The 26,403-nt window shown below is 74.9% G+C and carries 23 protein-coding genes; 12 read left to right on the forward strand and 11 right to left on the reverse strand.

From position 1 onward, the window contains the following. Positions 1-25 precede the first annotated feature (25 nt). Both Ani05nite_RS12035 and Ani05nite_RS12040 read left to right on the forward strand, forming a co-directional pair. Positions 26-1,240, forward strand: a complete 1,215-nt coding sequence (locus tag Ani05nite_RS12035; RefSeq protein WP_203767920.1) for a PucR family transcriptional regulator — start codon at positions 26-28, stop codon at positions 1,238-1,240. Between the two features lie 23 nt (positions 1,241-1,263). After that, a complete protein-coding gene (locus Ani05nite_RS12040) occupies positions 1,264-1,740 on the forward strand; it encodes an anthrone oxygenase family protein (RefSeq protein WP_239129721.1) in 477 nt (158 codons plus the stop codon). Positions 1,741-1,749: 9 nt separating this feature from the next. Here Ani05nite_RS12040 and Ani05nite_RS12045 read toward each other — a convergent pair whose 3' ends face one another. Then, positions 1,750-4,446 (reverse strand): putative bifunctional diguanylate cyclase/phosphodiesterase, encoded by a 2,697-nt coding sequence (locus Ani05nite_RS12045; RefSeq protein WP_203767922.1) that lies wholly within the window; start codon positions 4,444-4,446, stop codon positions 1,750-1,752. Between the two features lie 281 nt (positions 4,447-4,727). Between Ani05nite_RS12045 and Ani05nite_RS12050 the strand changes: the two genes are divergently transcribed. After that, entirely contained in the window at positions 4,728-6,545 is a 1,818-nt protein-coding gene (locus Ani05nite_RS12050; RefSeq protein ID WP_203767926.1) for a diguanylate cyclase domain-containing protein, read from the forward strand. 58 nt (positions 6,546-6,603) lie between these two features. On the opposite strand, the gene Ani05nite_RS41825 is transcribed toward Ani05nite_RS12050, so the two are convergent. Beyond that, a complete protein-coding gene (locus tag Ani05nite_RS41825) occupies positions 6,604-8,352 on the reverse strand; it encodes a CBM96 family carbohydrate-binding protein (RefSeq protein ID WP_275410535.1) in 1,749 nt (582 codons plus the stop codon). A gap of 243 nt (positions 8,353-8,595) precedes the next feature. Between Ani05nite_RS41825 and Ani05nite_RS12060 the strand changes: the two genes are divergently transcribed. From Ani05nite_RS12060 to Ani05nite_RS12070, 3 genes are all read left to right on the forward strand, one after another. Continuing rightward, positions 8,596-9,804, forward strand: coding sequence for a dipeptidase (locus Ani05nite_RS12060; RefSeq protein WP_239129722.1), 1,209 nt, complete (start codon positions 8,596-8,598; stop codon positions 9,802-9,804). Between the two features lie 133 nt (positions 9,805-9,937). Then, positions 9,938-10,792: a polysaccharide deacetylase family protein gene (locus tag Ani05nite_RS12065; protein WP_203767928.1), complete on the forward strand. Its 855-nt coding sequence runs from the start codon at positions 9,938-9,940 to the stop codon at positions 10,790-10,792. A gap of 195 nt (positions 10,793-10,987) precedes the next feature. Then, the gene (locus tag Ani05nite_RS12070; RefSeq protein WP_203767930.1) at positions 10,988-11,224 is read left to right on the forward strand and encodes a GntR family transcriptional regulator; all 237 of its coding nucleotides are present in this window, start codon (positions 10,988-10,990) and stop codon (positions 11,222-11,224) included. An 8-nt stretch (positions 11,225-11,232) separates the two neighbouring features. Here Ani05nite_RS12070 and Ani05nite_RS12075 read toward each other — a convergent pair whose 3' ends face one another. From Ani05nite_RS12075 to Ani05nite_RS12110, 8 genes are all read right to left on the reverse strand, one after another. Then, positions 11,233-11,937: a VOC family protein gene (locus tag Ani05nite_RS12075; protein ID WP_203767932.1), complete on the reverse strand. Its 705-nt coding sequence runs from the start codon at positions 11,935-11,937 to the stop codon at positions 11,233-11,235. A 35-nt stretch (positions 11,938-11,972) separates the two neighbouring features. Continuing rightward, positions 11,973-12,629, reverse strand: coding sequence for a response regulator (locus Ani05nite_RS12080; protein WP_203767934.1), 657 nt, complete (start codon positions 12,627-12,629; stop codon positions 11,973-11,975). Continuing rightward, positions 12,626-13,909 carry a sensor histidine kinase gene (locus Ani05nite_RS12085; protein WP_239129724.1) on the reverse strand — a complete coding sequence of 428 codons (1,284 nt, stop codon included), beginning with the start codon at positions 13,907-13,909 and terminating at the stop codon, positions 12,626-12,628. Before Ani05nite_RS12085 ends, Ani05nite_RS12080 begins: the two co-directional genes overlap by 4 nt. 60 nt (positions 13,910-13,969) lie before the next feature. After that, the gene (locus Ani05nite_RS12090; RefSeq protein ID WP_203767936.1) at positions 13,970-15,898 is read right to left on the reverse strand and encodes a response regulator; all 1,929 of its coding nucleotides are present in this window, start codon (positions 15,896-15,898) and stop codon (positions 13,970-13,972) included. Positions 15,899-15,901: 3 nt separating this feature from the next. Continuing rightward, the gene (locus tag Ani05nite_RS12095; RefSeq protein ID WP_203767941.1) at positions 15,902-16,339 is read right to left on the reverse strand and encodes a response regulator; all 438 of its coding nucleotides are present in this window, start codon (positions 16,337-16,339) and stop codon (positions 15,902-15,904) included. After that, complete coding sequence (locus tag Ani05nite_RS12100; RefSeq protein WP_203767943.1) at positions 16,336-17,469, reverse strand: sensor histidine kinase; 1,134 nt, start codon at positions 17,467-17,469, stop codon at positions 16,336-16,338. The genes Ani05nite_RS12095 and Ani05nite_RS12100 overlap by 4 nt, the downstream gene beginning before the upstream one ends. A gap of 71 nt (positions 17,470-17,540) precedes the next feature. Continuing rightward, complete coding sequence (locus Ani05nite_RS12105; RefSeq protein ID WP_239129732.1) at positions 17,541-18,854, reverse strand: hypothetical protein; 1,314 nt, start codon at positions 18,852-18,854, stop codon at positions 17,541-17,543. A gap of 86 nt (positions 18,855-18,940) precedes the next feature. Beyond that, entirely contained in the window at positions 18,941-19,780 is an 840-nt protein-coding gene (locus Ani05nite_RS12110) for a formate/nitrite transporter family protein (RefSeq protein ID WP_203767945.1), read from the reverse strand. Between the two features lie 130 nt (positions 19,781-19,910). Between Ani05nite_RS12110 and Ani05nite_RS12115 the strand changes: the two genes are divergently transcribed. The 4 genes from Ani05nite_RS12115 (at position 19,911) to Ani05nite_RS12130 (ending at position 24,103) form a co-directional block, all read left to right on the forward strand. After that, positions 19,911-20,810 (forward strand): ABC transporter ATP-binding protein, encoded by a 900-nt coding sequence (locus tag Ani05nite_RS12115; RefSeq protein ID WP_203767946.1) that lies wholly within the window; start codon positions 19,911-19,913, stop codon positions 20,808-20,810. Continuing rightward, entirely contained in the window at positions 20,807-21,607 is an 801-nt protein-coding gene (locus Ani05nite_RS12120; RefSeq protein ID WP_239129726.1) for an ABC transporter permease, read from the forward strand. Before Ani05nite_RS12115 ends, Ani05nite_RS12120 begins: the two co-directional genes overlap by 4 nt. Before the next feature lie 37 nt (positions 21,608-21,644). Then, positions 21,645-21,911: a hypothetical protein gene (locus Ani05nite_RS12125; RefSeq protein ID WP_203767947.1), complete on the forward strand. Its 267-nt coding sequence runs from the start codon at positions 21,645-21,647 to the stop codon at positions 21,909-21,911. A gap of 86 nt (positions 21,912-21,997) precedes the next feature. Then, positions 21,998-24,103: a M6 family metallopeptidase gene (locus tag Ani05nite_RS12130; RefSeq protein ID WP_203767948.1), complete on the forward strand. Its 2,106-nt coding sequence runs from the start codon at positions 21,998-22,000 to the stop codon at positions 24,101-24,103. On the opposite strand, the gene Ani05nite_RS12135 is transcribed toward Ani05nite_RS12130, so the two are convergent. Then, positions 24,076-24,882 carry a cyclase family protein gene (locus Ani05nite_RS12135; RefSeq protein ID WP_239129730.1) on the reverse strand — a complete coding sequence of 269 codons (807 nt, stop codon included), beginning with the start codon at positions 24,880-24,882 and terminating at the stop codon, positions 24,076-24,078. The genes Ani05nite_RS12130 and Ani05nite_RS12135 overlap by 28 nt on opposite strands. 102 nt (positions 24,883-24,984) lie before the next feature. On the opposite strand from Ani05nite_RS12135, the gene Ani05nite_RS12140 reads away from it, so the two are divergent. Then, positions 24,985-25,596, forward strand: coding sequence for a uridine kinase family protein (locus tag Ani05nite_RS12140; protein WP_203767950.1), 612 nt, complete (start codon positions 24,985-24,987; stop codon positions 25,594-25,596). Between the two features lie 341 nt (positions 25,597-25,937). Beyond that, positions 25,938-26,402 (forward strand): hypothetical protein, encoded by a 465-nt coding sequence (locus Ani05nite_RS12145; RefSeq protein ID WP_203767952.1) that lies wholly within the window; start codon positions 25,938-25,940, stop codon positions 26,400-26,402. Position 26,403 lies beyond the last annotated feature (1 nt).

Genomic DNA, 26,403 nt, shown 5'->3' on the forward strand with positions numbered 1-26,403 from the left:
TGCCTTATCACCGAGGTGACAAGTCGTGCTGGAGCCGCGCGTCGCGGAGCTGCCCGCCGAGGTCGGCGAACGGCTGCGGGCGGAACGGCCGGCGCTGCGCGACCGGGTGCTGGGCACCATGCGCGCGGCGATGAGCGGGCAGGGCCGGTCGCTGACCGGCGGGCAGGGGCGCGGGCTGACCCTGGGCGTGGAGACCGCGGTGGAGGCGTTCGTGCGGGCGGTGGCCGAGCCCGCGCACGATCCCGACGGCACCCGGGAGGTCTTCGTCGAGCTGGGGCGCACCGAGTTCCGGGAGGGCCACAGCGTCGACGCGCTGCGCTCCATCCTCACCCTCGGCGGCCGCGCCATCTGGGCCTACCTGGTCGAACGGGACCTGCCGCCGGCCGTGCTCTACGTGCTGGCCTCGGCGCTGTTCGGCTTCATCGACGCGCTCGCCGGGGCCGCGGCCGAGGGCTACCTCGACGAGCAGCGCCGGCACGCCCGCGACTGGGACACCACCCGGCGCCGGCTGATCACGCTGCTGGTCCAGCCCGACCCGCCGGGCGCCGCGGCGATCCTGGCCGCGGCCGACGCGGCGCGCTGGCGGCTGCCCGGGTCGGTGGCCGTGGTCAGCGTCGAGGGCACCGACGGCGAGCACCTGGCCCGGCGCGCCGGCAGCGGCACGATCGCCACGGTCATCGACGACGCCACCCGGCTCATCCTGCCCGAGCCGGCGACCCCGGGCCGCGTCGCGCACCTGGCGGCGGCGCTGGCCGGGCAGCGGGCGGCGCTCGGGCCGGCGGTGGCGCTCGACCAGGCCCGGCTGTCGTACCGGCTGTCCCGGCGGGCGTTGCAGTTGCAGCGGGCCGGGGTGCTGCCGAGCGCCGCGCTGCTGCCGTGCGACGAGCACCTGGTCACGCTGATCCACGCGTGGGAGCCGGGGCTGGCCGGCCGGCTCGCCGGGCGGTGGCTGGCCCCGCTGGAGGCGCTCGGCGCGGCGGAGCGCGAGGTGCTCGCGGCCACGCTGCTGGCCTGGCTGCGCGCGCAGGGGCAGGTGCTCGCGGCGGCGGCCGCGCTGCCCGCGCACCCGCAGACGGTGCGGTACAGGATGCGCAAGATCCGGCGGTTGTTCGGTGCGGCGCTGGACGACCCGGACGCGCGGCTGGCCCTGCAGCTCGCGCTGACCCACCGGGCGGCCGGGACGCTCGCGCATGGGCCGGGGAGCCTCGACGATGGCCGCCGGGGCGCCGCCACCGGTTGACTGGCGGCATGTACGCACTGAGGGTGACGGCACTTCTGGCCGCGACCATGACCACCGGGCTGATGGCCGGCGTCTACGGTCTCTATCAGCACACGATCATGCCGGGGCTGGGCCGCACCGACGACCGCACGTTCGTGGGCGCCTTCCAGGCCGCCGACCGGGCCATCATCAACCCCTGGTTCCTGACCGGCTTCGTGGGGGCGGTGCTGTGCACGGCCGCGGCGTGCCTGCTCAACGCCGACCGGCGGCTGCTGCCGTGGCTGCTGGCCGCGCTCGCCCTGAACGTGCTGGTGTTCGCGGTCACCGTGACGGTCCACGTGCCGCTCAACGACGCGCTCAAGGCGGCCGGCGACCCCGGCCGGATCGCCGACCTGGCGGCGGTCCGCGAACGCTTCGACGAGGCCCGCTGGGCCACCTGGAACCTGGTCCGCACGCTGAGCTCCACGGCGGCGTTCGGGTTGCTGTGCTGGGCGCTGACGGTCCGCGGCCGGATCCGGTAGCCGCCCGCGTCAGGCCGGGACGACCAGCACCGGCGCCGGTTCCGCGGCGAGCATCCGGCCCGCCTCCTCCGCCGGCACCGGCCGGGACAGCAGGAAGCCCTGGGCCAGGTCGCAGCCGAGGGCGCGCAGGGTGGCGAGCTGCCCGGCCTGCTCGATGCCCTCGGCGACCGTGGTCATGCCCAGGCTCGCGCCCAGCCGCACGATCGTGTGGACCAGCGCCTCGTCCTCGCGGTCGCCACCCAGCCGGTCCACGAAGGACCGGTCGATCTTCAGGATGTCCATCGGGTACCGGCGCAGGTAGGCCAGCGAGGAGTACCCCGTGCCGAAGTCGTCCATGGCCAGGGTGACGCCCAGCGCCTTGAGCCGCTGGAGCTGGGTGAGGTTCTCGTCGGTGTCGGTGAGCAGCACGCTCTCGGTCATCTCCAGGCACAGCTGGTCGACCGGCATGCCGGTCTCGGCGAGCACCTCGGCGACCATCGCGGACAGGTCGCCGTGCTCGAACTGGCGCACGGAGACGTTCACGGCCATCTTGAGCCGCCGGCCGCTGCCCGCGCCCCAGGCCACGGCCTGCCGGCAGGCCTCGGCCAGCACCCAGCGCCCGAGCGGCACGATCAGGCCGGTGGTCTCGGCGATGCCGATGAAGTCCAGCGGCGAGACCATCCCGCGGGTCGGATGGCGCCAGCGGACCAGCGCCTCGAAGCCGACGATCGCGCCGGTGCGCAGGTCCACGGTGGGCTGGTAGTGCAGGGCCAGCTCCTCGCGGTCCAGGGCCAGGCGCAGGTCGGCCTCCAGCTCCAGCCGCCCGACCAGGCCGGCGAGCATCCCCGGGTGGTACGCGGCCAGCCCGGCCCCGCCGGCCGCCTTGGCCCGGTACATCGCCAGGTCCGCGTTGCGCAGCAGCTGATCGATGTCGCCGGCGTCGGCGCCCCCGGCCAGCCCGATGCTGGCGGCCACCGGCAGGTCCCGCTCCCCCACCCGGACCGGCTCGGCCAGCGCGGCCGCGATGCGCCCGGCGACGGCCTCCGCGTCGGCGAGCGCCGTCGGGGACGTGATCACGACGCCGAACTCGTCGCCGCCGAACCGCGCCACCGTGTCGCCCTCCCGGACAGCGGCCCGCAGCCGGTCGGCCACCTGCACGAGCAGGGCGTCGCCGGCGGCGTGGCCGAGGCTGTCGTTGATCTCCTTGAAGCCGTCCAGGTCGAGCAGCAGGACGGCGGTGCCGGCGCCGTCGCGGGCCAGCGCCTCGAGCGCCCGCTCGCGGAACAGCGCCCGGCTGGCCAGTCCGGTCAGCGCGTCGTGGTACGCCTCGTGCACGAGCTGTTCCTGCAGCTCGGTGGCGTCGTGGATGTCGCGGGTGTTGAGCACGTACCCGCGGACGGACGGGTCGTGCACCAGGTTGGTGATGGTCATCTCGGCCAGCCGCAGCCGGCCGTCCCCGTGGCGCAGCGGGACCTCGACCACCACGACGCCGAGCGGCTGGTCGCGCACCGACTCCAGGGCCGCGGCGAGCCGGGGCGCCGCCCGGCGCCCGGCCACGTCGAGCAGCCGCAGGCCCAGCAGCAGCGAGGCCGGATAGCCGAAGATCCGCTCGACCGACTCGCTCTGGAACCGGATGGTGGAGTCGGCGTCGATGACCGCCACCGACTCCGAGCTCTGCAGCACCAGGGCGCGGAACCGCAGCTCGCTGGCCCGCAGCTCGGCCGTGCGGCGCGCGACCCGCGCCTCCAGGTGCCGGGTGAGGTGCCGGTTCTCCAGCAGCGTCAGCAGCTGCCGGGCGATGATCAGCACGATGAGCACGGTGCGGCAGGCGGCGAAGAACGGGTCCACCTCGCCGACCAGCGCGTAGTGGACCACGCTGCAGACCAGCGCGACGAGCACGGCCGCGTACGGCAGCAGCACCGCGAGCGACTGCCCCTCGGCGGGGCCGCCGGCCGGGGCGGCGGTACGGCCCGCCGGGCGCAGGGCGGCCAGCAGGATCATCGCGAAGCCCGTGAACCAGCCGGCGTCCAGCGGGCCGCCGGTGTGGTAGACGTGGTGCAGGCTGACGTAGACGTACAGGGTGTCGGCGACGCCGAGGGTCACCATGCCGGCCAGGATCAGCGACAGCGCGCCGGCGTCGCGCCCGCCGCGGCGCAGCAGCGCCAGCACGTACAGCGCGACGGTGATCAGCACGACGTCGCTGAGCGGGTAACCGAGCAGGACGAGCCGGGCCAGCGGGCTGGCGGCGCCCGCGGCGAGCAGCGGCGCGAGGACCAGGATCCAGCTCACCAGCAGCAGCGAGGCGGCGATCATCAGCCCGTCGACTACGCTGCGGACCCGGTGCGCCGCGGACTGCCGGCCCACCGGGACGGCCAGCAGGCCGGCCGCGACCAGCGGGACCATGCCCAGGTAGCCGACGTCGGACGGCCCGGGCGCCGGCGCGTCGTGGCCCTGGACGAGCTCGGCGTAGGTCCAGCTCACCTCGCCGGCGCACCACAGCAGGACGCCCAGGCCGATGCCGCCCCAGGCGACGCCCAGCCGGCCCCGGTGCCGCGCGGCGCGCACCAGGCAGGCGAGCCCGGCCGCGAGGGTCATCAGGACGGTGCCGAGGTCGGAGACCGCCCGGGTGACGCCGCGGCCGCCCGTTCCGGCGGTCATCCACGCGGCGAACACGACCACGGCCAGCACGACCACGACGGTGCCGGGGCGTGGTCGTCTGAGGATCATCGGAGTCGTCCCCCCGTCCCGTGGTCGGCGCCCGCCGGCGTGGCGTCTCCGTCGAAGATCGGGCCGGCGCCGGGCCACCTGAGGCTTTCGCGGGCTTTCCCCGGCGGCCCGGCCCCGGCCGGCCACGCCACGGCGGGCGTCGTCACAGCCGCGGGCGGCGCCGATGTCTCAGGTCCTCCGGCCCCCGCACGATGGACAGGCTGCGACTCCCACCCCCCGGGGGCGCCGGGCTGGAGGAACGGGCGATGGTTCCGCGTACGGGCAGACGGACGGCCCCGCCGGTGCCGGTGGCACTGCTGCGGGACCGCGGCATGCGGGCCCTGCTCGCCGTCGCCGTGCTCGGCGTCGCCTGGTACGCGTGGCCGGTGGCCGGCCTGCCGGTGCGGATCGCCGCCTACTGGCCGATCCAGGTGGCCCTGGACGTGGTGCTCGCCGCGGGCTCGTGGCGGGTGGCCCGCGACGCGGCGGCGCCGGCCACCACCCGCCGCTTCTGGCGGTCCATGACGGCCGCCGCGGTGCTGTTCACCGCCGGCGACCTGGTGCAGACGGCGCAGTCCGCGCGTGACCTGACCGTCCACGGACTGGTCAGCGGCGACGTGCACCTGGTGTTCATCCTGGCCGGGATGGCCCTGCCGCTGTGGACGATGCTCACCCACCCGGTGCGGGCCACCGGGCGTCAGCGCCTGGTCTTCTGGCTGGACGCGGCCACGGTGATGACCGCCGCCGCCGGGTTCATCTGGTCCTTCGTGCTCAGCGCGGTGGTCGGCGCGGGCACCGCCCTGGTGCTGCTGAACAGCATGCTGGCGGCGGTCATGCTGATCCTGTTCTTCGGCATCACCAAGCTGGTGCTGGGCGGCGACGCCCCGTTCCGGCCGGTCGCGGCCGGCATCGCGCTGGTCGGCGTGGCGCTCACCGCGGTCGGCGCCGGGGTCGACGGGCTGGCCCCCACCGTGCACCCGGCGGTGTCCATGCTGGCCAGCTTCGTGCCGTGCGTCATCATGGCGGCCTGCCCGCGGGCGCAGACGGTGGAGATGCGGGTCGCCGCCACCGCGCCGCCGCGCCGCCGGCGCCGGCCGTTCAGCCTGCTGCCGTACGGGGCCGCGCTGGCCACGTACACCGCCGGCCTGGCCAGCCTGATCGACCAGGGCCTGTCCGCCCGCAGCTGGGGCCTGCTGCTGGCCTCGCTGCTGGTGACCCTGGTGGTGCTGGGCCGGCAGATCACCTCGTTCGTCGACAACGCGGTGCTGCTGCGCCGCCTCGGCGAGCAGGAGAGCCGGTTCCGCTCGCTGATCGAGCACTCGTCGGACCTGACCGTGATCACCGACCGGGGCGGGCGGATGACCTTCACCAGCCCGGCGGTGACCCGGATGCTGGGCTACGCGAGCGAGGAGCTGCACGGCTCGACGCTGCACGACCTGCTGCACCCGCAGGACCGGCCGGTCGCCGCGGCCGGTGGCTCCTGGCAGGGCCGGGTCCGGCACCGGGACGGCTCGTGGCGCTGGCTGGACGTGGTCGCCACCGACCGGCACGACGACCCCAGCGTCGGCGGGCTGATCTCCAACGCCCGGGACATCACCGAGGCCCGGGCCTTCCAGGAACGCCTGCGCTTCGACGCCACCCACGACGCGCTGACCGGCCTGGCCAACCGCGCGCTGTTCCACCGCCGGATCGCCGACGCCGCGGAGCAGCCCGGCGCCGGCGCGCGTACCGGGGTCCTGGCCGTGGACCTGGACGACTTCAAGATCATCAACGACACCCTGGGCCACCACGTCGGCGACCGGGTGCTGACCACGGCGGCCGAGCGGCTGCGCGGCTGCGTGCGCGACGGCAGCGACACGGTGGCCCGACTCGGCGGCGACGAGTTCGCGGTGATCCTGACCGGCACCACCCCGGCCGAGGCGGCGGCGACGGCCGCGCGGATCGTGGCGGCGCTGTCCGAGCCGGTCACCGTCGAGGGTCACGTGCTGGTCGTACGGGCCAGCGTGGGCGTCGCCACCGGGCCGAGCGAGCGGGCCGGCACGCTGCTGCGCGCCGCCGACGCCGCCATGTACGACGCCAAGCGCAGCGGCAAGGGCACGATGGCGGTGGCCGGCGGCTGAGCCCGGCACGAGCCGCCCGGCAGGCCCGCCGGGCGGCTCGTGAGCTGGGGTGCGGACGTCAGCGGAGCTTGACGTCGAAGAGCTTGTCGGCGGCCAGCGTGCGGAACGCGGCCAGCGCGGTCTTCGTGCTGTCGATGCTGATGTCGCGGTCGCCCTGGTCGTCGTGCTTGGTGTCGAAGTAGACGATCGCCTTGATGCCGGGCCGCTTGCGCAGCTCGGGCAGCACGCTGGTGAAGCCGGCCGTCTTGTCCGCGACCTTGCCGACGCGGTGGTACACGCCCCACTCGGCGACCATGATCGGCTTGCCGGCGTGCCGGGTGGCGGCCCAGTCGTACCAGCCCAGGCCGCCGGTGGCGGGCTCGCGGTCGAGCAGGTCGGCGAACATGCCGTAGTGGTAGTAGCCCTTCTCGGCGCTCACGTACGAGTCGAGGCCCATCCAGTCCACCACGTCGTCGCCCGGGTAGAGGTCCTTCCACCAGGACTGCGCCATCCACTTCTCGTTGCCCATGTAGGCCATGACGTTGATCGCGTTGCTGACGCCCTGGGCGCGCAGGCGCAGGATCGTGTGGCGGTACATGGCGGCGAAGTCCTTGGCCTCCCAGCCGGAGCCGGCCCGGGCCACGACGTCGTTCTCCGGCTCGTGGTTGAGCACCAGGAAGAACTTCTCGCTGAACCCGCCCTTGATCCGGGCGGCGAAGCGGTCGATCCGCGCGTCCTGCTCCCCCCGGGCGACCTTGGCCCAGGTCGAGCCGTACGCGATCTTCCAGTTCAGCAGCAGCACGCGGGGGTGGGCGGCGTCGCGGGCCATGGCCGTCTCGGCCTTGGTCGGGAACGGCTCGTCACCCTTGTGGTACGCGTGGAAGATGCTCGCGGTGCGGCCGCTGAGCTTCTCCCAGTCCTTGAGCGCCTCGTCGCGGGGCGCGTCGGTGAAGCCGCCGGCGGCGGCGCCCCAGAGCACGCCGCAGGACGGCACGAGCTTGGCGCCGGTGACGCACTCACCCTGCGGCGGGTCGACGGGCGCGGGCGGAGTCGGGGTCGGCTCGCCCGTGGCGGGGGCGGTGGTGGCCGGGGCGGTCGTGGCGGGGGCGGTCGTGGCCGGGGCCGTGGTGGCGGGGGCGGTGGTGGTCGGGGCGGTCGTGGCCGGGGCGGTCGTGGTCGGGGCGGTCGTGGGCTCGGCGGCCGGTGGCGGCATGTCCTCGTCCTCGATCGGGGTGGCCGGCGGCACGACCGGCGACGACGGCGCGGTCCCGGTGGTCACGGTCAGCACCGGGCCGCCCCACTTGCCCTCGGCCGAGCGCAGCCGGGTGACCGCGTTGGCCGCCGAGGACTGCACGGCGAACGAGTAGACGCCCGGGCCGGTGACCGCGGCGCCCAGGTCGAAGGTGAGCTCCTCCGCGCCGGCCGGCGGCGTGACGGAGCCGACGACCGCGCCGGGCGCGGGGGCGTTGGCCGCGGTGAGCTGCCGCTCGGTCCAGCCGTTGTCCGTCCGGCGCAGGGTCACCGTGCCGGCGGCGCCGCCCACGGTGATCAGCCGCAGCCGGGCGCCGGTGACCCGGGCGCCCGCCGGGACCAGGAACTTGACGAAGCCGATCTTGGTGTCGCCGTCGAGCCGGCCGATCGCCAGCTTGTCCTCGCCGCCGAACGTGGTGTCCTTGCGGCCGCTGGACACGTACGCGTCGTCAGCGGCGGCCAGGTTCAGCTCCCCGGTGGCGGCCGCGGCCGGCGCGGACGCCACCATCGCGGTGCCGGCGCCGGCCACCAGGGCGGCCAGGGCGGTCACGGACTTCTGCAGCTTGGTGCGACGCAATTCGGATCTCCCCCGCATTGTCCGGCCGCGTCTCGGCCGGGCATGGGGAGAAGATTCCGGGGCGCCCGGTGCGCGCGCCGTGCCCGTGCGGGTGCCGGCCGGTTGCGAACGAGCCGGACGGCGCGACTTGAGGATTCCGCGGGGCGGCCTGCGCGCGGTTCGCCCGGTTCCGTCCTATGCTCCGGGCCAGTGATCATCGTCCGTTCGGACCGGTCCGGGTCCGGAGCCTGAGGAGCAGCGCCCGTGTCCGTCGTCGACCTCGCCCTGCGCGCCGCGCCCGTCATCGACGGGCACAACGACCTGCCGATGGCCCTGCGGGAACGCGCCGGCTACCGCGTCGACGGCCTGGCCGCCGGGCGCGCCGAGTTCCACACCGACATCGCCCGGCTGCGCGCCGGCGGGGTCGGCGGCCAGTTCTGGTCGGTGTACGTCCCGTCGGACCTGAGCGAACCGGACGCCGTGGTGGCGACCATGGAACAGATCGACGCGGTGTACCGGCTCGTCGCCGCGTACCCGGACGACCTTGCCGTCGCGTACTCGGCCGACGACGTCGAGGCGGCCCGGCGCGGCGGCCGGATCGCCTCGCTGATCGGCATCGAGGGCGGGCACAGCCTGGCGACGTCGCTCGGCGTGCTGCGGTCCTTCGCCCGCCTGGGGGTCCGCTACGTGACCCTGACCCACAACCACAACACCTCGTGGGCCGACTCGGCGGCGGACGTGCCGCGCGTGGGCGGCCTGAACGACGAGGGCCGGGCCATCGTCGCGGAGATGCAGCGGATCGGCGTGCTGGTCGACCTGTCGCACGTCGCCGCCACCACGATGCACGCGGCGCTGGACGTGGCGACCGCTCCGGTGATCTTCAGCCACTCGTCGGCCCGGGCGGTCCACGACCACCGCCGCAACGCCGGCGACGACGTGCTGGTCCGGCTGCGCGACAACGGCGGCGTCTGCATGGTGACGTTCGTGCCGCTGTTCGTCTCGGCCGAGGTCGCCGCCTGGACGGCGGCCGCCGACGCGGAACGCGAACGGCTCGGGCTGCCGGCCGAGCCGGACCCGTGGCCGAGCGCCCCGCGGCCGGGGCGGGAGTCCGCACCCGCCGCGGGCGGGTCGTCCGGCGCGGGCGCGCCCCCGCCCGAGCCGTTCCGGGCCTGGCTGGCCGCGCACCCGCGGCCGGAGGCGACCATCGCCCAGGTGGCCGACCACGTCGAGCACGTCCGGGCGGTGGCCGGGCTGGACCACGTCGGCCTGGGCGGCGACTACGACGGCTGCGACCGGCTGCCGGCCGGCCTGGAGGACGTGTCGGGCTATCCGCGGCTGCTCGCGGAGCTGGCCCGGCGCGGGTGGGGCCAACCGGAGCTGGAGAAGCTGACGGGCCGCAACATCATGCGGGTGCTGCGCGAGACGGAGGAGGCGGCCGAGGAGCCGCTGTGGCCGCTCGCCCCGGCCCGGTAACACACCGGCGCCTCGGCCGAAGGACGGAGCCGGCGCGAGGTGATCTCCGGCCCGCGCCGGATACCCGCCGGGGACCCCGCCCGGGACGCTCCCTGTGGCGCCGCGCTCCCGCGGCGCGGACACGGGGGAAACCATGGCAGCGCACGTCCGGATACCGCGGCCCAGCCGGCGCACCCTGCTGCGCGGCGGCCTGCTGGCCCTCGCCGGGGCGGCGGCCGGCGCCGTCGGCGCGAGCGAGGTGCCGCGCTGGTGCGGGTGGGACCGGCCCCCGCTGGGCGGCGGGTACGCGGCGGCCGCGGACACCCCCGCCGCCGCCCGGCACGCCGACGTGACGGTGCGGTACTACGCCGAGACCCGCGAGAAGGTGGTGGCGCTGACCTTCGACGACGGGCCGGGTCCCCGGTGGACGCCGATGGTGCTCGACACCCTGGCCGCCGCCGGGGTGCCCGCCACGTTCTTCATGGTGGGGCGGCGGCTGCGGGAGCACGCCGCGCTGGTCCGGGGACGGCTGGACGGCCACGAGGTCGGCAACCACTCCTGGTCGCACGACGACCTGGCGACCCTGGACCTGCCGCGGGTCACCGCCGAGCTGTCCCGGGCGCACGACGTGATCGGGGAGGTCACCGGGCGGGCGCCGACGCTGATGCGGCCGCCGTTCGGGCACCTGGGCGGCTCGACGCTGCTGGCCGCCGACTCGATGGGCTACGACATCGTGTTGTGGAACCGGCAGATGCGCGAACGCGCCTACGCCGCCGACCCCGGCGCGCAGGTCCGGGCGATCGTCGACGGGGCGCGCCCGGGCGACATCGTGTTGGCCCACGACGTCGGCGCCGACCGGCGGCTGGTGGCCCTGCGCGGGCTGGGCGCGATGATCGCCGGACTGCGGGACCGCGGCTACCGCTTCGCGACGGTCTCCCAGCTCCTCGCCGCCGCCCCGGACCGGCCCTCCGCGCCGGCGCCGTCGGCGCGCTCACCGCACTCGTCCTGAGCGCCGCCGGCCACCGGTGGGTAGGGGACGGCCCAGCTGATCACCACCGGGCCGTCACCTCAACCACGAGCCCGACGCCTTGCGCCGGGCCACGCTGTCTTCACCAGATTACCCCTCCAATACCTACACGTCTATACACGTCCATACAGGTACAATGACGTATGCGGCCGGGATTGGTCGTCTAGCGTTCGGAGCGTGATCGATCCGGAGGGCATGAAGCCCGTGTACGTACAGGTGGCGGACGTCATCGCTGCCCGTATCGGGCGCGGCGAGCTCGCGCCCAACAGGCCGATCCCGAGCGAGACGGCGATGGTGCAGGAGTTCGGCATCGCGCGGGGCACGGCCCGCCGGGCCGTCGAGTTGCTGCGCGAGCGCGGCCTGGTCGCGACGGTTCCCGGCCGTGGCACCTTCGTGCTTCCCGCGGCGGGGTGACCGGGCGGTCAGTCGCGGTCCTGCCAGGTGCTGACGCAGGCCTCGTTGCCCTCGGCGTCGGCCAGCACCCAGAACGCCGGCGCCCGCTCGTCCGACAGCAGCCGGCCGCCCGCGGCCAGGGCGGCCCGGATCCGCGCCGGGGCCTCGTCGGGCGGCACCGACACGTCCAGGTGCAGCCGGTTGCGCTGCGCGCGCGGGCCGCTCAGCTGCTGGAACCAGACCGGCGGCCCCTGGGCCAGCGGGTCGACGATCGGGTCCCGCGGGCCGTCCGCGCCGCGCCGGCCGGTGTAGCCCAGCACCGCCTTCCAGAACGGCCGGATGTCGGCGATGCTCAGCGCGTCGACGGCGATCTCCAGGGCCTGCACCGAGCGCCGCCCGTCGGCGTCCGGCTCCAGCGGCAGGCCCATCTCCGCGGCCGTGGTCGCGATCAGGCGCGCGTGGGCCAGTTCCCGGCCGGTCAGCCCGGCCGCGTCCGGCGGGTGCAGGACCAGCTCCAGCCGGCCGGGCCGCAGGTCCAGCCGCAGGCACTGGTCGGCGCCCTCGCCGCAGGCCCGGATCAGCTCGGTGGCGACCTCCGCGACCTGCCAGAGCGGACCCAGCCGGATCGAGGCGCGCAGGTCGCCCAGCACGTAACGCCAGCCGAGGCCGTCGACCGCCGCGGCGACGGCGGACCCGCCGGGCGCCACGTCGTCGTCCGTCGTCTCGCTCGTCATTCCGGCATGGTCTCACCCCGGCCCGCCGGGGCGGGTCAGGCCAGGCCGGCGTCGTGGACCAGCAGGGCGATCTGGACGCGGTTGTTCAGGTCCAGCTTGACCAGCAGGCGGGAGACGTGCGCCTTGACCGTCGCGACGCTCATGAACAGCTCGGCGGCGATCGCCGCGTTGGAGCGGCCCTGCCCGACCAGCATCGCCACCTCGCGTTCGCGCTCGCTGAGCCCGTCCAGCGCGGCCCGGGCCCGCTGCCGGCCGTCGGGTGCGGGCGCCGCCACGTGCGCGATCAGCCGCCGGGTCACCGTGGGTGACAGCATCGCCTCGCCGTGCGCCACCCGGCGCACCGCGTGCAGGATCTCCACCGGCGGGGTGTCCTTGAGCAGGAAGCCGCTGGCCCCGGCCCGCAGCGCGCGCAGCACGAACTCGTCGGCGTCGAAGGTGGTCAGCACGATCACCTCGGGGGCGCCCGGGCGCCGGCGCAGCGTCTCGGTGGCGGTCAGGCCGTCGATCCCGGGCATCCGGATGTCCATCAGCACCACGTCGGGCCGGTGGCCGGCCACCGCGGCCGGGACCTCGCTGCCGTCGGCGGCCTGGCCCACCACCGCGACGTCGTCGGCGCCGGACAGGATCATCGTCAGGCCCGCCCGGACCAGGGCGTCGTCGTCGACGATCAGCACGCGGACCGGTTCGGTCACGGCGTCGTCCCCGGCCGCGCCCACGGGAGCCAGGCGGTGAGGGTGAACCCGCCGTCGGCGCCGCGCCCGCTGGTGAGCCGGCCGCCGGCCAGGGTGGCCCGCTCGGCCAGCCCGACCAGCCCGGTGCCGGTGCCGGGGATCGCCACCGGCGCCCGCCCGCCGACCGGCGCGGGGTTGTGGACGTCGATGCTCAGCCCGGCGCCGGGCGCGCCGGACACGCGGACCCGCACGGACGTGCCGGGGGCGTGCTTGCGGGCGTTGGTGAGCCCCTCCTGCACGATCCGGTACGCCGCCCGCGCCGTACCCGCCGGCACCTCGGCCGCCTCCTCGACCCGCAGCTCGAGGCCGACCTTGACGCCGGCCGCCCGGGACTCGTCGGCGAGCGCGGGCAGCTCGCGCAGGGTGGGCTGGGGGCGCTCGGGGGCGTCGTCGCCGGCCGGCTCGCGCAGCACCCCGATCACCTCGCGCAGGTCCTGCAGGGCCTGGTGGGCGCTGGCCCGGATCACGCCGGCGGCGCCCGCGACCTCGGCCGGCGCCGCCCCGGGGTGGATCTCCAGGGCGCCGGCGTGCAGGCTGAGCAGGGAGATCCGGTGGGCCAGCACGTCGTGCATCTCCCGGGCGATGCGGGTGCGTTCCATCGCCCGGGCCTGGACGACGCGCAGCTGCTGCTCGGCCTCGGCGCGCTCGGCGCGGTCGCGCAACGACACGACGAGCTGGCGGCGCGAGCGTACGACCATGCCCCAGAGCACGATGATGGCGAGGAACAGGGCGCCCCAGGCGAGCGACTCCGCGACGTGGGTGCCCCGCTCGGGCCGCAGCAGGCAGAAGACGGCGTTGGAGGCCAGCGCGCCGAGGGCGACGGCCCCGGTCACCGCGAAACGGCGGTGCACGGCCACCGTGAACAGAATGATCATGGTCGCGAGCGTGGCGCCGACCGAGAACGCCGCGCCCACCATCGCCAGGACGGCCAGCGGCACCGGGTACCTGCGGCGCCACCACAGCGCGACGGTCAGCCCGACCCCGGCGACCAGGTCGCACCAGACCAGCCAGGCCGGGGTGCCGACCCAGTTGGTCAGCACGATCGGATCGGCCCGCAGCAGGTCGAAGCCGGTCAGCAGCGCCCAGCCGAGGGACACCGCGAAGCCGAGCGCGTCGACCGCCCAGTCGCGCGTGGTCCGGCGGGCGCGCACCTCGGCCACCCGGCCACGCAGCTCCGACGGCAGCAACCAGTGGTACTCCGGCGGCCGGCGGCCGGCCCGGACCATCGTCAGCTCCCCCATCGGGGTCATGCTACGGGCGGCCGGACGCCGCCCGATACCGACCAAAGTCGACGCCTCGGCCTATCCCCCGGCGCCGGGCGGCCGCAGCAACCCGTGCAGCTCGCGCAGGAGCGCCGCCGTCTCGAAGGGCTTGCGGATCAGCGGGGCGTCCGGGGGCAGCTCCTGGCCGCCCGGCGTGGGGCCGTTGGTGTAGCCGGACATGAACAGCACGGGCAGATCCGGCCGGCTGTGGCGCAGCTCCGCCGCCAGCCGGGTGCCCGACATCCCCGGCATGATGATGTCGGTGAGCAGCGCGTCGACCGTGATGTCGTCCTCGAGGCACATCTTCAGCGCCTCCTGCGGATCCGCGGCGGCGTGCACGCGGTAGCCCGCCTTGACCAGGGTGCGGCGGACGATGTCGCGGACCGCCTCCTCGTCCTCGACGACGAGGATCCACTCACCGCCGCCGGCGGCGCCCGCGGCGGCGGGAGCGGCGACGGCCTCCGGCACGGCGGCCGCGCTCGCCGGCAGGCTCACCCGCAGCGTCGTGCCGAGCCCGTACCGCGACTCGAGGCTGATCGTCCCGCCCGCCTCGGTCACCGTCCCGTACGCCGTCGACAGGCCCAGCCCGGTACCTCGGCCACGCCCCTTGGTGGTGTAGAACGGCTCGAAGGCGCGGGCGGCGACCTCCGGCGTCATGCCGCAGCCGGTGTCGCTGATCGTGAGGCTGACGGCGGCGCCGGTCCCGCCGGGGCCGGGCTCCGTGCCGGTGACGATGCTGAGCCGCCCACCCGCGGGCATCGCCGCCCGGGAGTTCACCAGGGCGTTCATCAGCACCTGCTCCAGCTTGCTGCGGTCCATCACGACCGGGGGCAGTGCCGCCGCGAGGTCCGTGGTCACCTCGATGTCCTCGCCCAGGGTGCGGCTGAGCAGCCGGTGCATGTCGGCGACGACGGCGTTGACGTCGAGGATCTCCGGCTGCGACGGTTCCAGCCGGCTGAAGATGAGCAGCTGGCGGGTGAGCCCGGTGCCGCGTACGGCCGCCTGTTTGATGCCATCGAGGTCGGCCCGGCCCGGGTGGTGGCCGGGCAGCTCCTCGCTGAGCATGTCGGCGTACCCGGCGATCACGGCCAGCAGGTTGTTGAAGTCGTGGGCGATGCCGCCGGCCAGCTGCCCGAGGGAGTCCAGCCGTTCCGCCTGGCGCAGCTGGCGTTCCAGCTCGGCGCGCTGCCGGTCGGCCGCGACCTGTTCGGTGATGTCGCGCAGGATGCCCTCGACGGCGACCGGCCGGCCGCTCGGGTCGAGGACGGCGACCGCCCGCTGCTCGGTCCACGCGACCTCGCCGGAGGGCCGGCGCCAGCGGACGGTGAGGGTGCCCGGGTGCGCCGAGCGCCAGGACCGCTCGATCAGCGGCCGGTCCTCGGGCTCCAGGACGGCGAAGATGAGCCCGGGGTCGGCGTAGAACTCCTCGGGCCGGTGGCCGGTGACCGACTCGACGGCCGGGCTGAGGTACTCCATCGCCGGCGCGGGCCCGCCCCGGTACCGGAAGATGATGTCCTGGGCGTGCTCGGCCAGCAGGCGGAACCGCTCCTCGCTGTCGCGCAGCGCGGCCTCGGCCCGGCGCCGCTGCCGCCGGTCGGCGGCCTCCCGCAGCTCCCGCTGCACCGCGGGGGCCAGCCGGGTGAGCCGGCCCTTGAGCACGAAGTCGCGCACCCCGGCCCGCATCAGGGCCGCCGCCGCCTCCTCGCCGACCTGACCGGAGACCAGCAGGAAGGGGATGTCCGCGTCGCGGGCCCGCACCTGCTCCAGGGCGTCCTCGGCGCGGAAGCCGGGCATGTCGTAGTCGGAGATGACCACGTCGGGCGGCCGGTCGGCCAGGACCGCCGCCACGCCGGCCGCCGAGTCGGCCCGCACGTGGGTGAGCGACAGGCCGGCCCGGGTCAGCTGCCGGATGATCAGGACGGCGTCGTCCGGGTTGTCGTCAACCACGAGCACGTGGATGGCGGCCATGGCTCAGTCGCCCCGGTTCGGCGGCATCGGCTCGTTGACCAGCAGCCAGTACAGGCCCAGCACGTTGGCCGCCTCGACGAAGTCACCGAACACCACCGGCTTGCGCACGAAGCTGTTGGCCCCCAGGCGGTAGCTGTCCACGATGTCGCGTTCCTCGTTGGAGGTGGTCAGCACGACCACCGGCAGGGCCCGGGTGCGCTCGTCGCCGCGCAGGGCCCGCAGCACCTCCAGGCCGTCGACCTTCGGCAGGTTGATGTCCAGCAGGATCAACGCCGGGTGCAGCGGGCGGCTCCCGTCGGACGGCAGCAGCAGCCGCAGCGCCTGCTCCCCGTCGCCGGCCACGATGATCTCGTTGCCCATGTGGTTCTTGCCGAAGGCCCGGACGGTGAACAGGACGTCGTCGGGGTTGTCCTCGACCAGCAGGATCGGGCCCTCGATCATCGCAGCACCCAGCCGGCCGGCGAGGGGGTGAGGCTGAACCGGAAGATCGCGCCCTGCCCCGGCTCGGAGCGGGCGTGGATCTGGCCGCCGTGGCGGGTGACGATCCGGTGCACGATGGCCAGTCCGATCCCCGTGCCCTCGAACTCGCTGGCCGAGTGCAGCCGCTGGAACGGCTGGAACATCTTGTGCGCGTAACGCATGTCGAAGCCGGCGCCGTTGTCCTGCACCGAGAAGACGTCGACCCCGTCGTGCTCGTGTCCCGAGAGCCGGATGACCGCGTCGCCGCGGTGCGCGGTGAACTTCCAGGCGTTGCCCATCAGGTTCTGCAGCACCAGCCGGATCAGGTGCGGGTCGCCCTGGGCGACCAGCCGGTCCGGGATGTCGAACTCGGCGTCCCGGTCCGGGTCGCGGCCGCGCAGCTCCGTCGCGATCTCCCGGGCCAGCCCGGCCAGGTCGGTGGGTTCGCGGCGCAGCTCCACCCGGGTGGCCCGGGACAGGTGCAGCAGGTCGTCGATCATCTGCGCCATCCGGGCCACGTTGGCCTGGATCCGGTCCAGGTACTGCCGGGCCTGCTCGCCGAGGGCGTCGCTGTGGTCCTCGAGCAGGATCTGGCTGAAGCCGGCCACCGAGCGCAGCGGGGCCCGCAGGTCGTGCGACACCGAGTACGCGAACGCGTCCAGCTCCCGCGTCGAGGCCTCCAGCTCGGCGGTGCGCTCGCGGACCCGCATCTCCAGCTCGTCGTTGAGCCGGCGTACCTCCTGCTCGGCCAGCTTGCGCTCGGTGATGTCGGTGGAGATGCCGCAGACCGCGTACGAGGTGCCGGCCGCGTCGGTGAGCGGGAACTTCACCGTCACGTAGGTGCGCAGCCCGTCCTCGCCGGGCGCCTCCTCCTCCATCTGCACAGGGAAGCCGCGGGCGAACGCCAGCAGGTCGTTGGCGCGGAAGGCGTCGGCGACGTCGCCGGGGAACAGGTCGTGGTCGGTCAGCCCGACGATGTCCTCGCGGCGCAGCCGGAACAACCGCTCGTACTCGCGGTTGACCAGCAGGTACCGGCCGTCGGCGTCGCGCATGTAGATCACCGCGGAGGTGTGGTCGATGAGCGCCATCAGCTGCTCGTGTCCGACCGTCACCGGTGTTCGGGCGCGGCCCGCGGGCGGCCCGCCGGCGCTCACCGGAGCTTCCACCGCTCACCCCCAGCGGGTCAGGCCACCAGGGTCACCGTGGCTTGCGCTTGCGGCCCTGAGGGTGACCGTACCCCGTCGGTGGTGACTTTTGTGGGGATATCTTCGGCCAGCACCCGGCGCAGCGGGGCGAGCAGGTGGTCGCGGCGGGCGCGGGTGAGCCGCTGCAGGAAGGTCTCGGTCATGCCGGTGGTGCCGGCCCGGTTGGAGACCAGCGGCTGATCGCCCTGGCCCGCCGCGTCGCGCCGGTTCTGCGGCGTGAACAGGAACTTCTTGCTCAGCATCAGGTGCGCGCCGGACGCCCGGGCGTGCGCGGTCAGCAGGGTGTACCAGTCGGCCAGGGCCGGCTCGCGGCCGACCAGCCGGCGCAGCTCGGCGGGGCTCGCCGTGGCCAGCGCGCCGTCCGCGACCCCGAGGGTGGCCAGCAGGTGCTGCGGCAGCGACGGGCGGGCCATGACCGCCTCGATCATCGCCCGCTCGTCGCTCAGCAGCGCGGGGAACAGCCCGCGGACGTGCGCCTCGTAGTCCGCCGCCGGGACGCCGAGCAGGAAGTCGCGCTTGAGCGCCTCCGGGTCCAGCGCCCCGCTGGGCGGGATGTCGTCCGGCGTCCAGTGGACCGCGAACTGGCGGAACACGTCCATGAAGTGCTCCGCGGGCATGCTCTGCTCCGCCGGCAGGCCCGCGAAGGTGACGAACAGCTGGCGCATCGCGTCGAGCAGGATGGTGGCCGTGCGGACCCGCAGCACCGCCTCGTCGCCGCCCGGCCGGGCCCCGTCGGCACCCAGCGGCGCCAGCAGCTCGTTCACCGCGAGCTCCACCGCCTCGCTGCGTTTGACCAGGGCGAAGAAGCGCTGCTCGCCGCCGGTGCCGGTGTAGCTGCGGATCTCGCCGTCGTCGAAGATGCCGGGCAGGGTGGACAGCAGCTCGTCGCCGAGGCGCACCTGCACCGTGCCCACGTTCCAGCGCACCAGCGACGCGTAGCTGTCGCGGTGGCAGTGCCCGGTGCCGGTGTGGTCGGCCAGCGCGGCGAAGTACGCCAGGAACGGCACCTGGGCCGCGCCGACGGTCAGCCCTTCGAACGCCTGCCGCGGGTGGTCCTTGCCGGCCGGGGTGCGCTGCTGGAAGTGCCGGGCCACCGAGGCCCCCACGAAGCCGAGGTGCACGAGCAGGCGCTGGGCGTCGAGCCGGTCCAGGCACTCCGGGCGGGGCAGCCCGGGCAGCAGCTCCTCGCGCAGGACGTCGGTCAGCACCCCGGGGGCCACCTGCCCGGCCAGGATCGCCCGGTTGAGCGCCGGCAGCTCGTCCCGGACCCAGGAGCCCACCCCGTCGAGCATCACCAGCGCCCCGTCCCCTCAGCAACCGTGCCGCGGTCGTGCCAGGGGGGTGACCACACCGTACGACACGGACGGGGCCCGCGGCGTCAGGTCAGCTCACGGGGCTGCTCCGACGAGGGCTCGTCCCGCAGGTACAGGTACCAGTAGGTGCTGGCCACGAAGACCACGGCCCCGACCAGGTTGCCCAGGAAGGCCCACAGCCAGTTGCGCAGCACGTCGTCCCAGCCCAGGTCCGGCACCCCGGCGAAGATCGCGGCCGGCAGGAAGAACATGTTGGCCACGACGTGGTCGAAGCCCATGGCGACGAACGCCATGATCGGGAAGAAGATCGCCAGGATCTTGCCCGAGACGCTGTCGGCGGCCAGCGACACCCACACCGCGAGGCAGACCAGCCAGTTGCAGCCGACCGCGCGCAGGAAGATCTGCCAGTCGGTCTCGTGCAGCCCCTTGGCCTGGGCGATCCCGGCCAGCCGCTGGTAGGTCATCGCGCCGGAGGTGCCCGCGTCGCTGCCCAGGTGGCCGATGACGCCGGTCTGCACGGCCAGGAAGTAGGCCACGAACAGCGCGCCGGCCAGGTTGCCGAGCAGCACCAGGGTGAGGTTGCGCAGCAGGTCGGCCCAGCGCACCCGGCCCTGCATGGCGCCGATCGGGATCAGCAGCATGTTGCCGGTCAGCAGGTGCGACCCGGCGATCAGCACCAGGACCAGGCCGAGGGTGAACGCCGCCCCGGTGAACAGGGTGGGCAGACTGCCCCAGGTCGCCGGGTCCAGCCCGGACGAGACCGCGATGGCCACCAGCCCGCCGAAGGCGATGTACGCCCCGGCCAGGAACGAGCCCACCAGGGTCTTGTCCCACCGCAGCCGGGCCTTCTGCACGCCCGTCGCCACCGCGGCGTGCGCGATGTCCGCTGGTTCCTTGATGCCCATGGCCCGGGCATACCCGTCGATGCCCCGCCTACTCGCACCGACCGAAGTCGGTGCCGGGAACCGACCAAGGTTCGCCGGCGCCGACCGTCGGCCGACGCGGCGGGCCGGCCGGCGGCGGCAGGCTGGACCCATGATCACGGTCGAACATCTGAGCAAGCGGTACGGGGACCACCCGGCCGTCGACGACGTGTCGTTCACCTGCACGCCCGGCACGGTGACCGGCTTCCTCGGCCCCAACGGCGCGGGCAAGTCCACCACGATGCGGATGATCTGCGGGCTGACCCCGCCCACCGCCGGCGCCGCCACGATCGACGGGCAGCCGTACCGGCGGCTGGGCAATCCGGGGCGGCGGATCGGGGTGCTGCTGGACGCCTCCGCGCAGCACGCCGGGCGGACCGGGCGGGAGGTGCTGACCCTGGCCGCGCTGACCATGGGCGTCGACCGGCGCCGGGTCGGGGAGAGCCTGGACCGGGTCGGGCTGAACGGCACGGCGGCCCGGCGGCGGGTGAAGGCGTACTCGCTGGGCATGCGGCAGCGGCTCGGGCTGGCCTGCGCGCTGCTCGGCGACCCGGGCATCCTCATCCTGGACGAGCCGGCCAACGGCCTGGACCCCGAGGGCATCTACTGGATGCGCGGGCTGCTGCGCGACTTCGCCGACCGGGGCGGCACGGTGCTGCTCTCCTCGCACCTGCTGCGCGAGGTGGAGGCGGTCGCCGACCGGCTCGTCGTCATCGGCCGCGGGCGGATCGTGGCCCAGGGCGACAAGGCCGAGCTGCTGGCCGCGTCGGGCACCGTCGTGCGGGCGCTGGACCCGGCCGCCCTGGAGGCGGCGCTGGCCCGCGCCGGGCTGCCCGGCACACCGACGACCGACGGGGGCGTCGTCGTGCAGACCGGCGCGGAGGCCATCGGCCGGGTGGCCGCCGAGGCCGGTCTGGTGCTGCTGGAGCTGCGCCCGGCCGGCAGCGGCGGGCTCGAACAGATGTTCCTGACCCTGACCGCCGGTGACTCGGTGCAGGAGGCCGTCCGATGACCGCCGTGCAGACGACGCCGATCGCGGCGCCCGGTGCTGCGCCCGGGGCGCCGGTGCGCCGTACCGGCATCCCGCTGGCCCGGCTCACCCGGATCGAGCTGCGCAAGCTGGCCGACACCCGCTCGGGTCTGTGGTTGTTGATCGTGATCGGGCTGGCCGCGGCCGGCACCACCGCGATCATGCTCGCCGCCTCGCCGGACGCCGAGCAGACCTTCGCCGGCCTGCTCTCCTTCGGGCTGCTGCCGGCCTCGGTGCTGCTGCCGGTGCTGGGCATCCTGTCGATGACCAGCGAGTGGTCGCAGCGCACGGCGCTGACCACGTTCACCCTCACCCCGACCCGCGGGCGGGTGGTGGCGGCCAAGCTGGTCGCGGCGGTGCTGATCGCGGTGGCCACCACGGTCGCGGCGGCCGCGCTGTGCGCGGTGGGCAACCTGATCGCCATCGGCACCGGGGGCGACGGCAGCTGGCGCCTGGGCCCCGGCCTGGCCGGCCAGCTGCTGGTCAACCAGGTGGTGTTCGTGCTGATGGGCTCGGCCTTCGGCGCGCTGCTGATGAACTCGCCGCTGGCCATCGTGCTGTACTTCGCCATCCCGACGGCCTGGTCGGTCCTCGGCGAGATGGTCCGGTGGCTGCGCACGGCGGCCGGCTGGGTCGACATCAACCTGACCTCGGTGCCGCTGAGCGAGCCGGGGATGACCGGCGGGCAGTGGGCCCGGTTCGCGGTGGCGGCGCTGGTCTGGGTGGTGCTGCCGCTGATCCTCGGCACGGTACGGGTGTTGCGGCGCGAGGTGTCCTGAGGTGCGCGCCGGCCGGGCGCGGGGCTAGGGTCGGGGCATGCCGATCGGTGCTCAGCCGCCCGGCCGGCGGGGCACCGTCGGCCAGCCGTACAGCGCGCTGAATCTGCGGCTGGTGCTGGCCGCGTTCGGCTTCGTGGTGTGCACGGTGCTGGCGATCGTGCTGTGGCGCCGGGGCTGGACCGTGCCGGGGTGGCTGCTGGCGGCCTGGGCCCTGGTCGCCGTCGTGGACATGGTGGTCGTGCAGCTGCGGCGGCGGGCCCGGCGCCGCGAGGAGGGCGGCCGGGGGCATTCCCTGTTCGAGTAGCCCGCGTCTTGCCCCTTTTACCCGGTTAAGCCGGGTAACGTCCCCTTCTGTGCGCGCCTCACCGGCGCGGCGCCGAAGGGAGTTCCATGGCCCGCCTCCGTTTCGCCGCGGTCGCCCTGCTCATCCTGCCGCTGCTGCCGATCGCCGGATCGGCCTCGGCCGCCCCGCGCCGGCCCGCGGCGCCCGCCGCCCCGGTGGCGCCCGACGCCCGTGAGCTCACCCGCAAACGCCTCGACGTCTCCGGGCTGCCGCTGCGCCGCGCCGCCGAGCGCCGGGCCCGGGCCGCCGCCGCGGACACCCCGCCGGCCGGCACGGTCCGGTCGTGGCCGGCCCTGGACGACATCAAGGGCACCCTCTACCGCAAGAAGTTCACGCTGCGGGCGGTGGGCGCGCACATCGAGGTCTGGGTCGCGGACGACCTGGCCTTCCCGGCCGGTGACTGCCGCGCCGCATCCTCCGTGGAGGTGACCGACGCGCAGCTCGGCGCCCTGGTGCGGGAGTTCGACGAGACGATCTACCCGCGCGAGACGACGGCGTTCAGCGTGCCCCGCGAGCGGGACGGCACGGCGGCGATGCTGACCGGCGCCGACTACACCGGCGCCGGCGGCCGGACCGTCACGCTGGTCGACAACGTGCGCGACGACAACTTCGCCGAGTTCCCGAAGACCCCGACCTACATCGCCGGGTTCTTCTCCGCGCAGATCAACGAGCTCGTCGACCGCAACGTCATGACGATCGACGCGTACGACTGGCGGCACCGCACCGGCGCGGCGCCCCCCGACGAACCGACCGCCGACCTGTGCACCAGCCGTCCGGCCCGGCCCCGGATGTACGAGGGCACGTTCGCCCACGAGTGGCAGCACCTGCTGCAGTCGTACACCGACCCCGGCGAGGAGGTCTGGGTCAACGAGGGTCTGTCCGACTATGCCCAGACCCTGGTCGGCTACGTCGACGGCACCGCCACCGTCTACCACCCGGGCGCCGACAGCCACCTGGCCTGCTTCCAGGGCTTCGGGCTGGTCCGCACCCGCTACAACACCAACCCCCGCGACTGCGGCGGCGCGCAGAACTCGCTGAACCTGTGGAACGAGGGCGCGCCGGCCGAGGTGCTCGCCGACTACGGGATGGCGTACCAGTTCATGCTGTACCTGCGCGACCGCTTCGGGCCGGCCGTGCTGGAACGGCTGCACCGCGACGGCGAGCACCGCGGGCTGGCCGGGGTGGCCGCGGCGCTGGGCCCGGACGTGAAGCTGACCGCGGTGACCCACGACTTCCTGACGATGAACCTGGTCGACAAGATCGTCGGTGACACCCCGGGCGGGACGATGGCGGGCGTGCCGAGGCGCAAGGTCGTCTCGGCGAGCGTGCGGTCGACGGTCAACCTGGCCAACCCGGCCTCCTTCGACTACCCGGGCGCCGCGCCCAACGGCGCCGACTACGTGCGGCTGCGCGACGCGTCCGGCCGGTTCCTGCGCGGCTCGCAGCTGACGGCGGTGACGTTCAAGGGCGCGCGGACGCTGCCGCCCCGGCCGCTGCAGTGGACGGTGCGTGACGGCGCCCTGTTCTCCGGCGACACCGGCGACCTGGACGCGGCCGCCGTGGTGCCGGTGACCGTGCCCGCGGCCGACCCCGTCCTGCGGTTCCGGGCGCGGTACACCGTCGAGGCCGGATACGACTACGGGTACGTGACCGTGTCCACCGACGGCGGGAAGACCTACGTCGCGGTCCCCGGGAACCACACGGTCGCGGCGCCGTACGGCCCGGCGCTCAACGGGCACTCCGACGGCTTCGAGGCACAGACCTACGACCTGAAGGCGTACGCCGGCCGGCGGATCCTGCTCGGCTTCCGCTACGTCAGCGACGCCACGGTCAACGAGGGCGGCTGGCTGATCGACGACGTCGCCGTGGGCGCCACCGAGCTCAGCGACGGCAGCGCGTTGACCGGCTGGCGCTCGCCCACCCAGATCGTGCCGGTGCGCGTGCCCGGCTGGCACGTGCGGCTGGTCGGGCTGGACGAGGCCGGGCGGCGGGCCCGGCAGGTCGGCGCCGCCCAGTACGCCGCGCTGCGCGACTACCCGAAGGTGGTCGCGATCGTCGGCCAGGTCGACCCGGGCGGCCGGATCACCCAGTACGCGCCCTACGCGCTGACCGTCAACGGCGTGCTTCAGCCCGGCGGGGGCAGCACCCCGTAGATCAGCGCGGTGGAGCCCGAGCCGGCCTTGTTGATCTGCCCGCCACACAGGACGTACGCGCCGGTGGCGGGCAGCGCGCCCAGGTTGGCCAGGATCTCCAGGCTGATCCGGTGCCGCTGGTAGACCAGCCGGGAGACGGCGTACGAGGCGTCGGTGCCGAGGTCCGGGCCGAAGGTGTCGGTGCCGGTGCCGCCCCGGTGCCCCAGCCGTCCGGTGTCGACCAGCCACCGCACGGCCTCCGGGCTGAAGCCCGGCTGGTGCAGGACGCCGTCGGCGTCCTGGTTGAGGAACGCCTCGGTCCCCCAGCGCGACTCCCAGCCGGTCCAGAGGATCACCATGGACTCCTCGGGGATGCGCCCGTGCCGTCGCTCCCAGTCCCTGAGGTCGCGGACGGACAGCGCGAAGTCGGCGTCGCGGGCGCACCGGCGCCGTACGTCGATCTTGACGGCGGGGAGGAAGAGGTCCGCCACGTCGAGGTCGTCGGCGAGCGCGGCCCCCGCGGTGAAGTGCCCGGGCGCGCCCCAGTGCGTGCCGGTGTGCTCGCCCTCGCGGACGAACTGCAGGTAGAAGCCGTCGCGCTCGAGGGTGGCGACGGTCTCCAGCTCGAACGCGGGGTCGCCGGGGTAGACGGTGGTGGTCGCCGGGTCGTTGACGTGCGAGAGGCTGACCAGCCCGAGAGCGAGCCCGGGTCCGCGCCGCCGGCCGGCGCGCGCCTCGCCGCCGATCAATGCCCCCGCCAATCCGGCGCCCGCCGCACCCAGCATGTGCCGTCGTCGCATGTGCACCCCGTCCGGTCATCCTGCCCCATCGCGCCCCGCGCGTTCTTGCTATCCCGTCACCACAGCCGGTGTCAACGCGAGTGCGCTGGGCAATCAAGGGACATGAGACGGTGGCGGGTCGCGACGGCGGACGAGGTGTGCACGCGGGTACGGCGGGCGGTGGGCGAGCCCGCCGGCCGGCCACCCGTCCTCGCGGTGGACGGGCCCGGCTCCGGCGGCAAGTCCACGTTCGCGCGCCGGCTGGCGGACCTGTGGACGGGCGCCACCGTGGTGCACACCGACGACATCGCCTGGCGGCACGCCGTGCTGGACTGGACCGCGCTGCTCACCGAGGGGGTGCTGGCGCCGGTCCGGGCGGGACAGCCGGTCGCGTACCGGCCGCCGCAGTGGGACGCGGCCGGCCGGCCCGGCGCGATCGAGGTGCCCGCGGAGAGCACGCTGGTCATCGTCGAGGGCGTCGGCGCGGGCCGCCGCGAGCTCGCGCCGCTGCTGGACGCGGTGGTGTGGGTGGAGTCGCCGCGGGAGGACGTCGACCGGCGCGACGCCGAGCGGGTCGCGGCGGGCGAGACCACGCCGGCCGACTACGCCGCCTGGAAGGCCGAGGAGGACCCGTTCCTGGCGGCGGAACGGACCTGGGAGCGCGCCGCGTTCGTCATCGCGGGCTGGCCGGCGCTGCCGCACGACCCCCGGGCCGAATTCGTCATCTGCAGCTGAGGACGGCCATTCGGTCAGGCGACGCGACCTGTTCGGTTACCGCGGCGCGCGCCGATCCCAAACTTACGATCATGGCAACGCCGACGACGGGGGTTGCCATGGCACCGATGAGCGCTGCGCCGGAGAACAGGGGCGGGCATTGGCGGCCACCGCCCCGGCAACGGCCTCCGCACAATGCCGCCCGGCGATTGCCCGACGGTTTCGGCGGCCGGCCCGACGCGGCGTCCGGGGCCGGCCCGCGACGGTCGTCCGGGTCCCCCACCGGCCGCCGAACGCCTGGCCAGCGCCCCACCGGGGACGACAAGCCGGCGCGGGCGGCGATCGTCGGGGCGGTCGAGGAAATGCGCGAGGAGCTGCCCCGGATCTCCGTCGGCGGGCTCTGTCAGCAATTCCGCTGCCGCGGCGGCGGATGGGCGCTGGTCACCCGCGAGGATGTGCGGATGGCCCTGGCCGACATCGAATGCGCGGAACGGCGGGAATTCGTCGCGCCGCCCGGATCGGAGAATGCGCGGCGGCCGGCCGCGAGAACTCCGCACGGCTGCTGGCCGCAATTCCAGCAGGCGGTGGCCGCGTTGAGCGACGGCGGCTGCGGCGCCGCGGTCATCCTGCGGTCGCTGCGCGAGGCCGGCTGGCGGCAGGTCGGCCCGGACGAGGTGGCCGGGGCGCTGCGGCGGATCAAGGCGGCGAACGCGGCCCGGCACTTCGGGCCGGGACGGCCCCTGCCCGCGCCGCGGCAGTCCGCGCCCGGCCTGTGTCCGTCCTGCGAGGTCCCGGTCACCGACCTCGGCCGGTGCCGCTGCTCCTGAG

The sequence above is a fragment of the Actinoplanes nipponensis genome (assembly GCF_016862275.1).
GTDB lineage: Bacteria > Actinomycetota > Actinomycetes > Mycobacteriales > Micromonosporaceae > Actinoplanes > Actinoplanes nipponensis.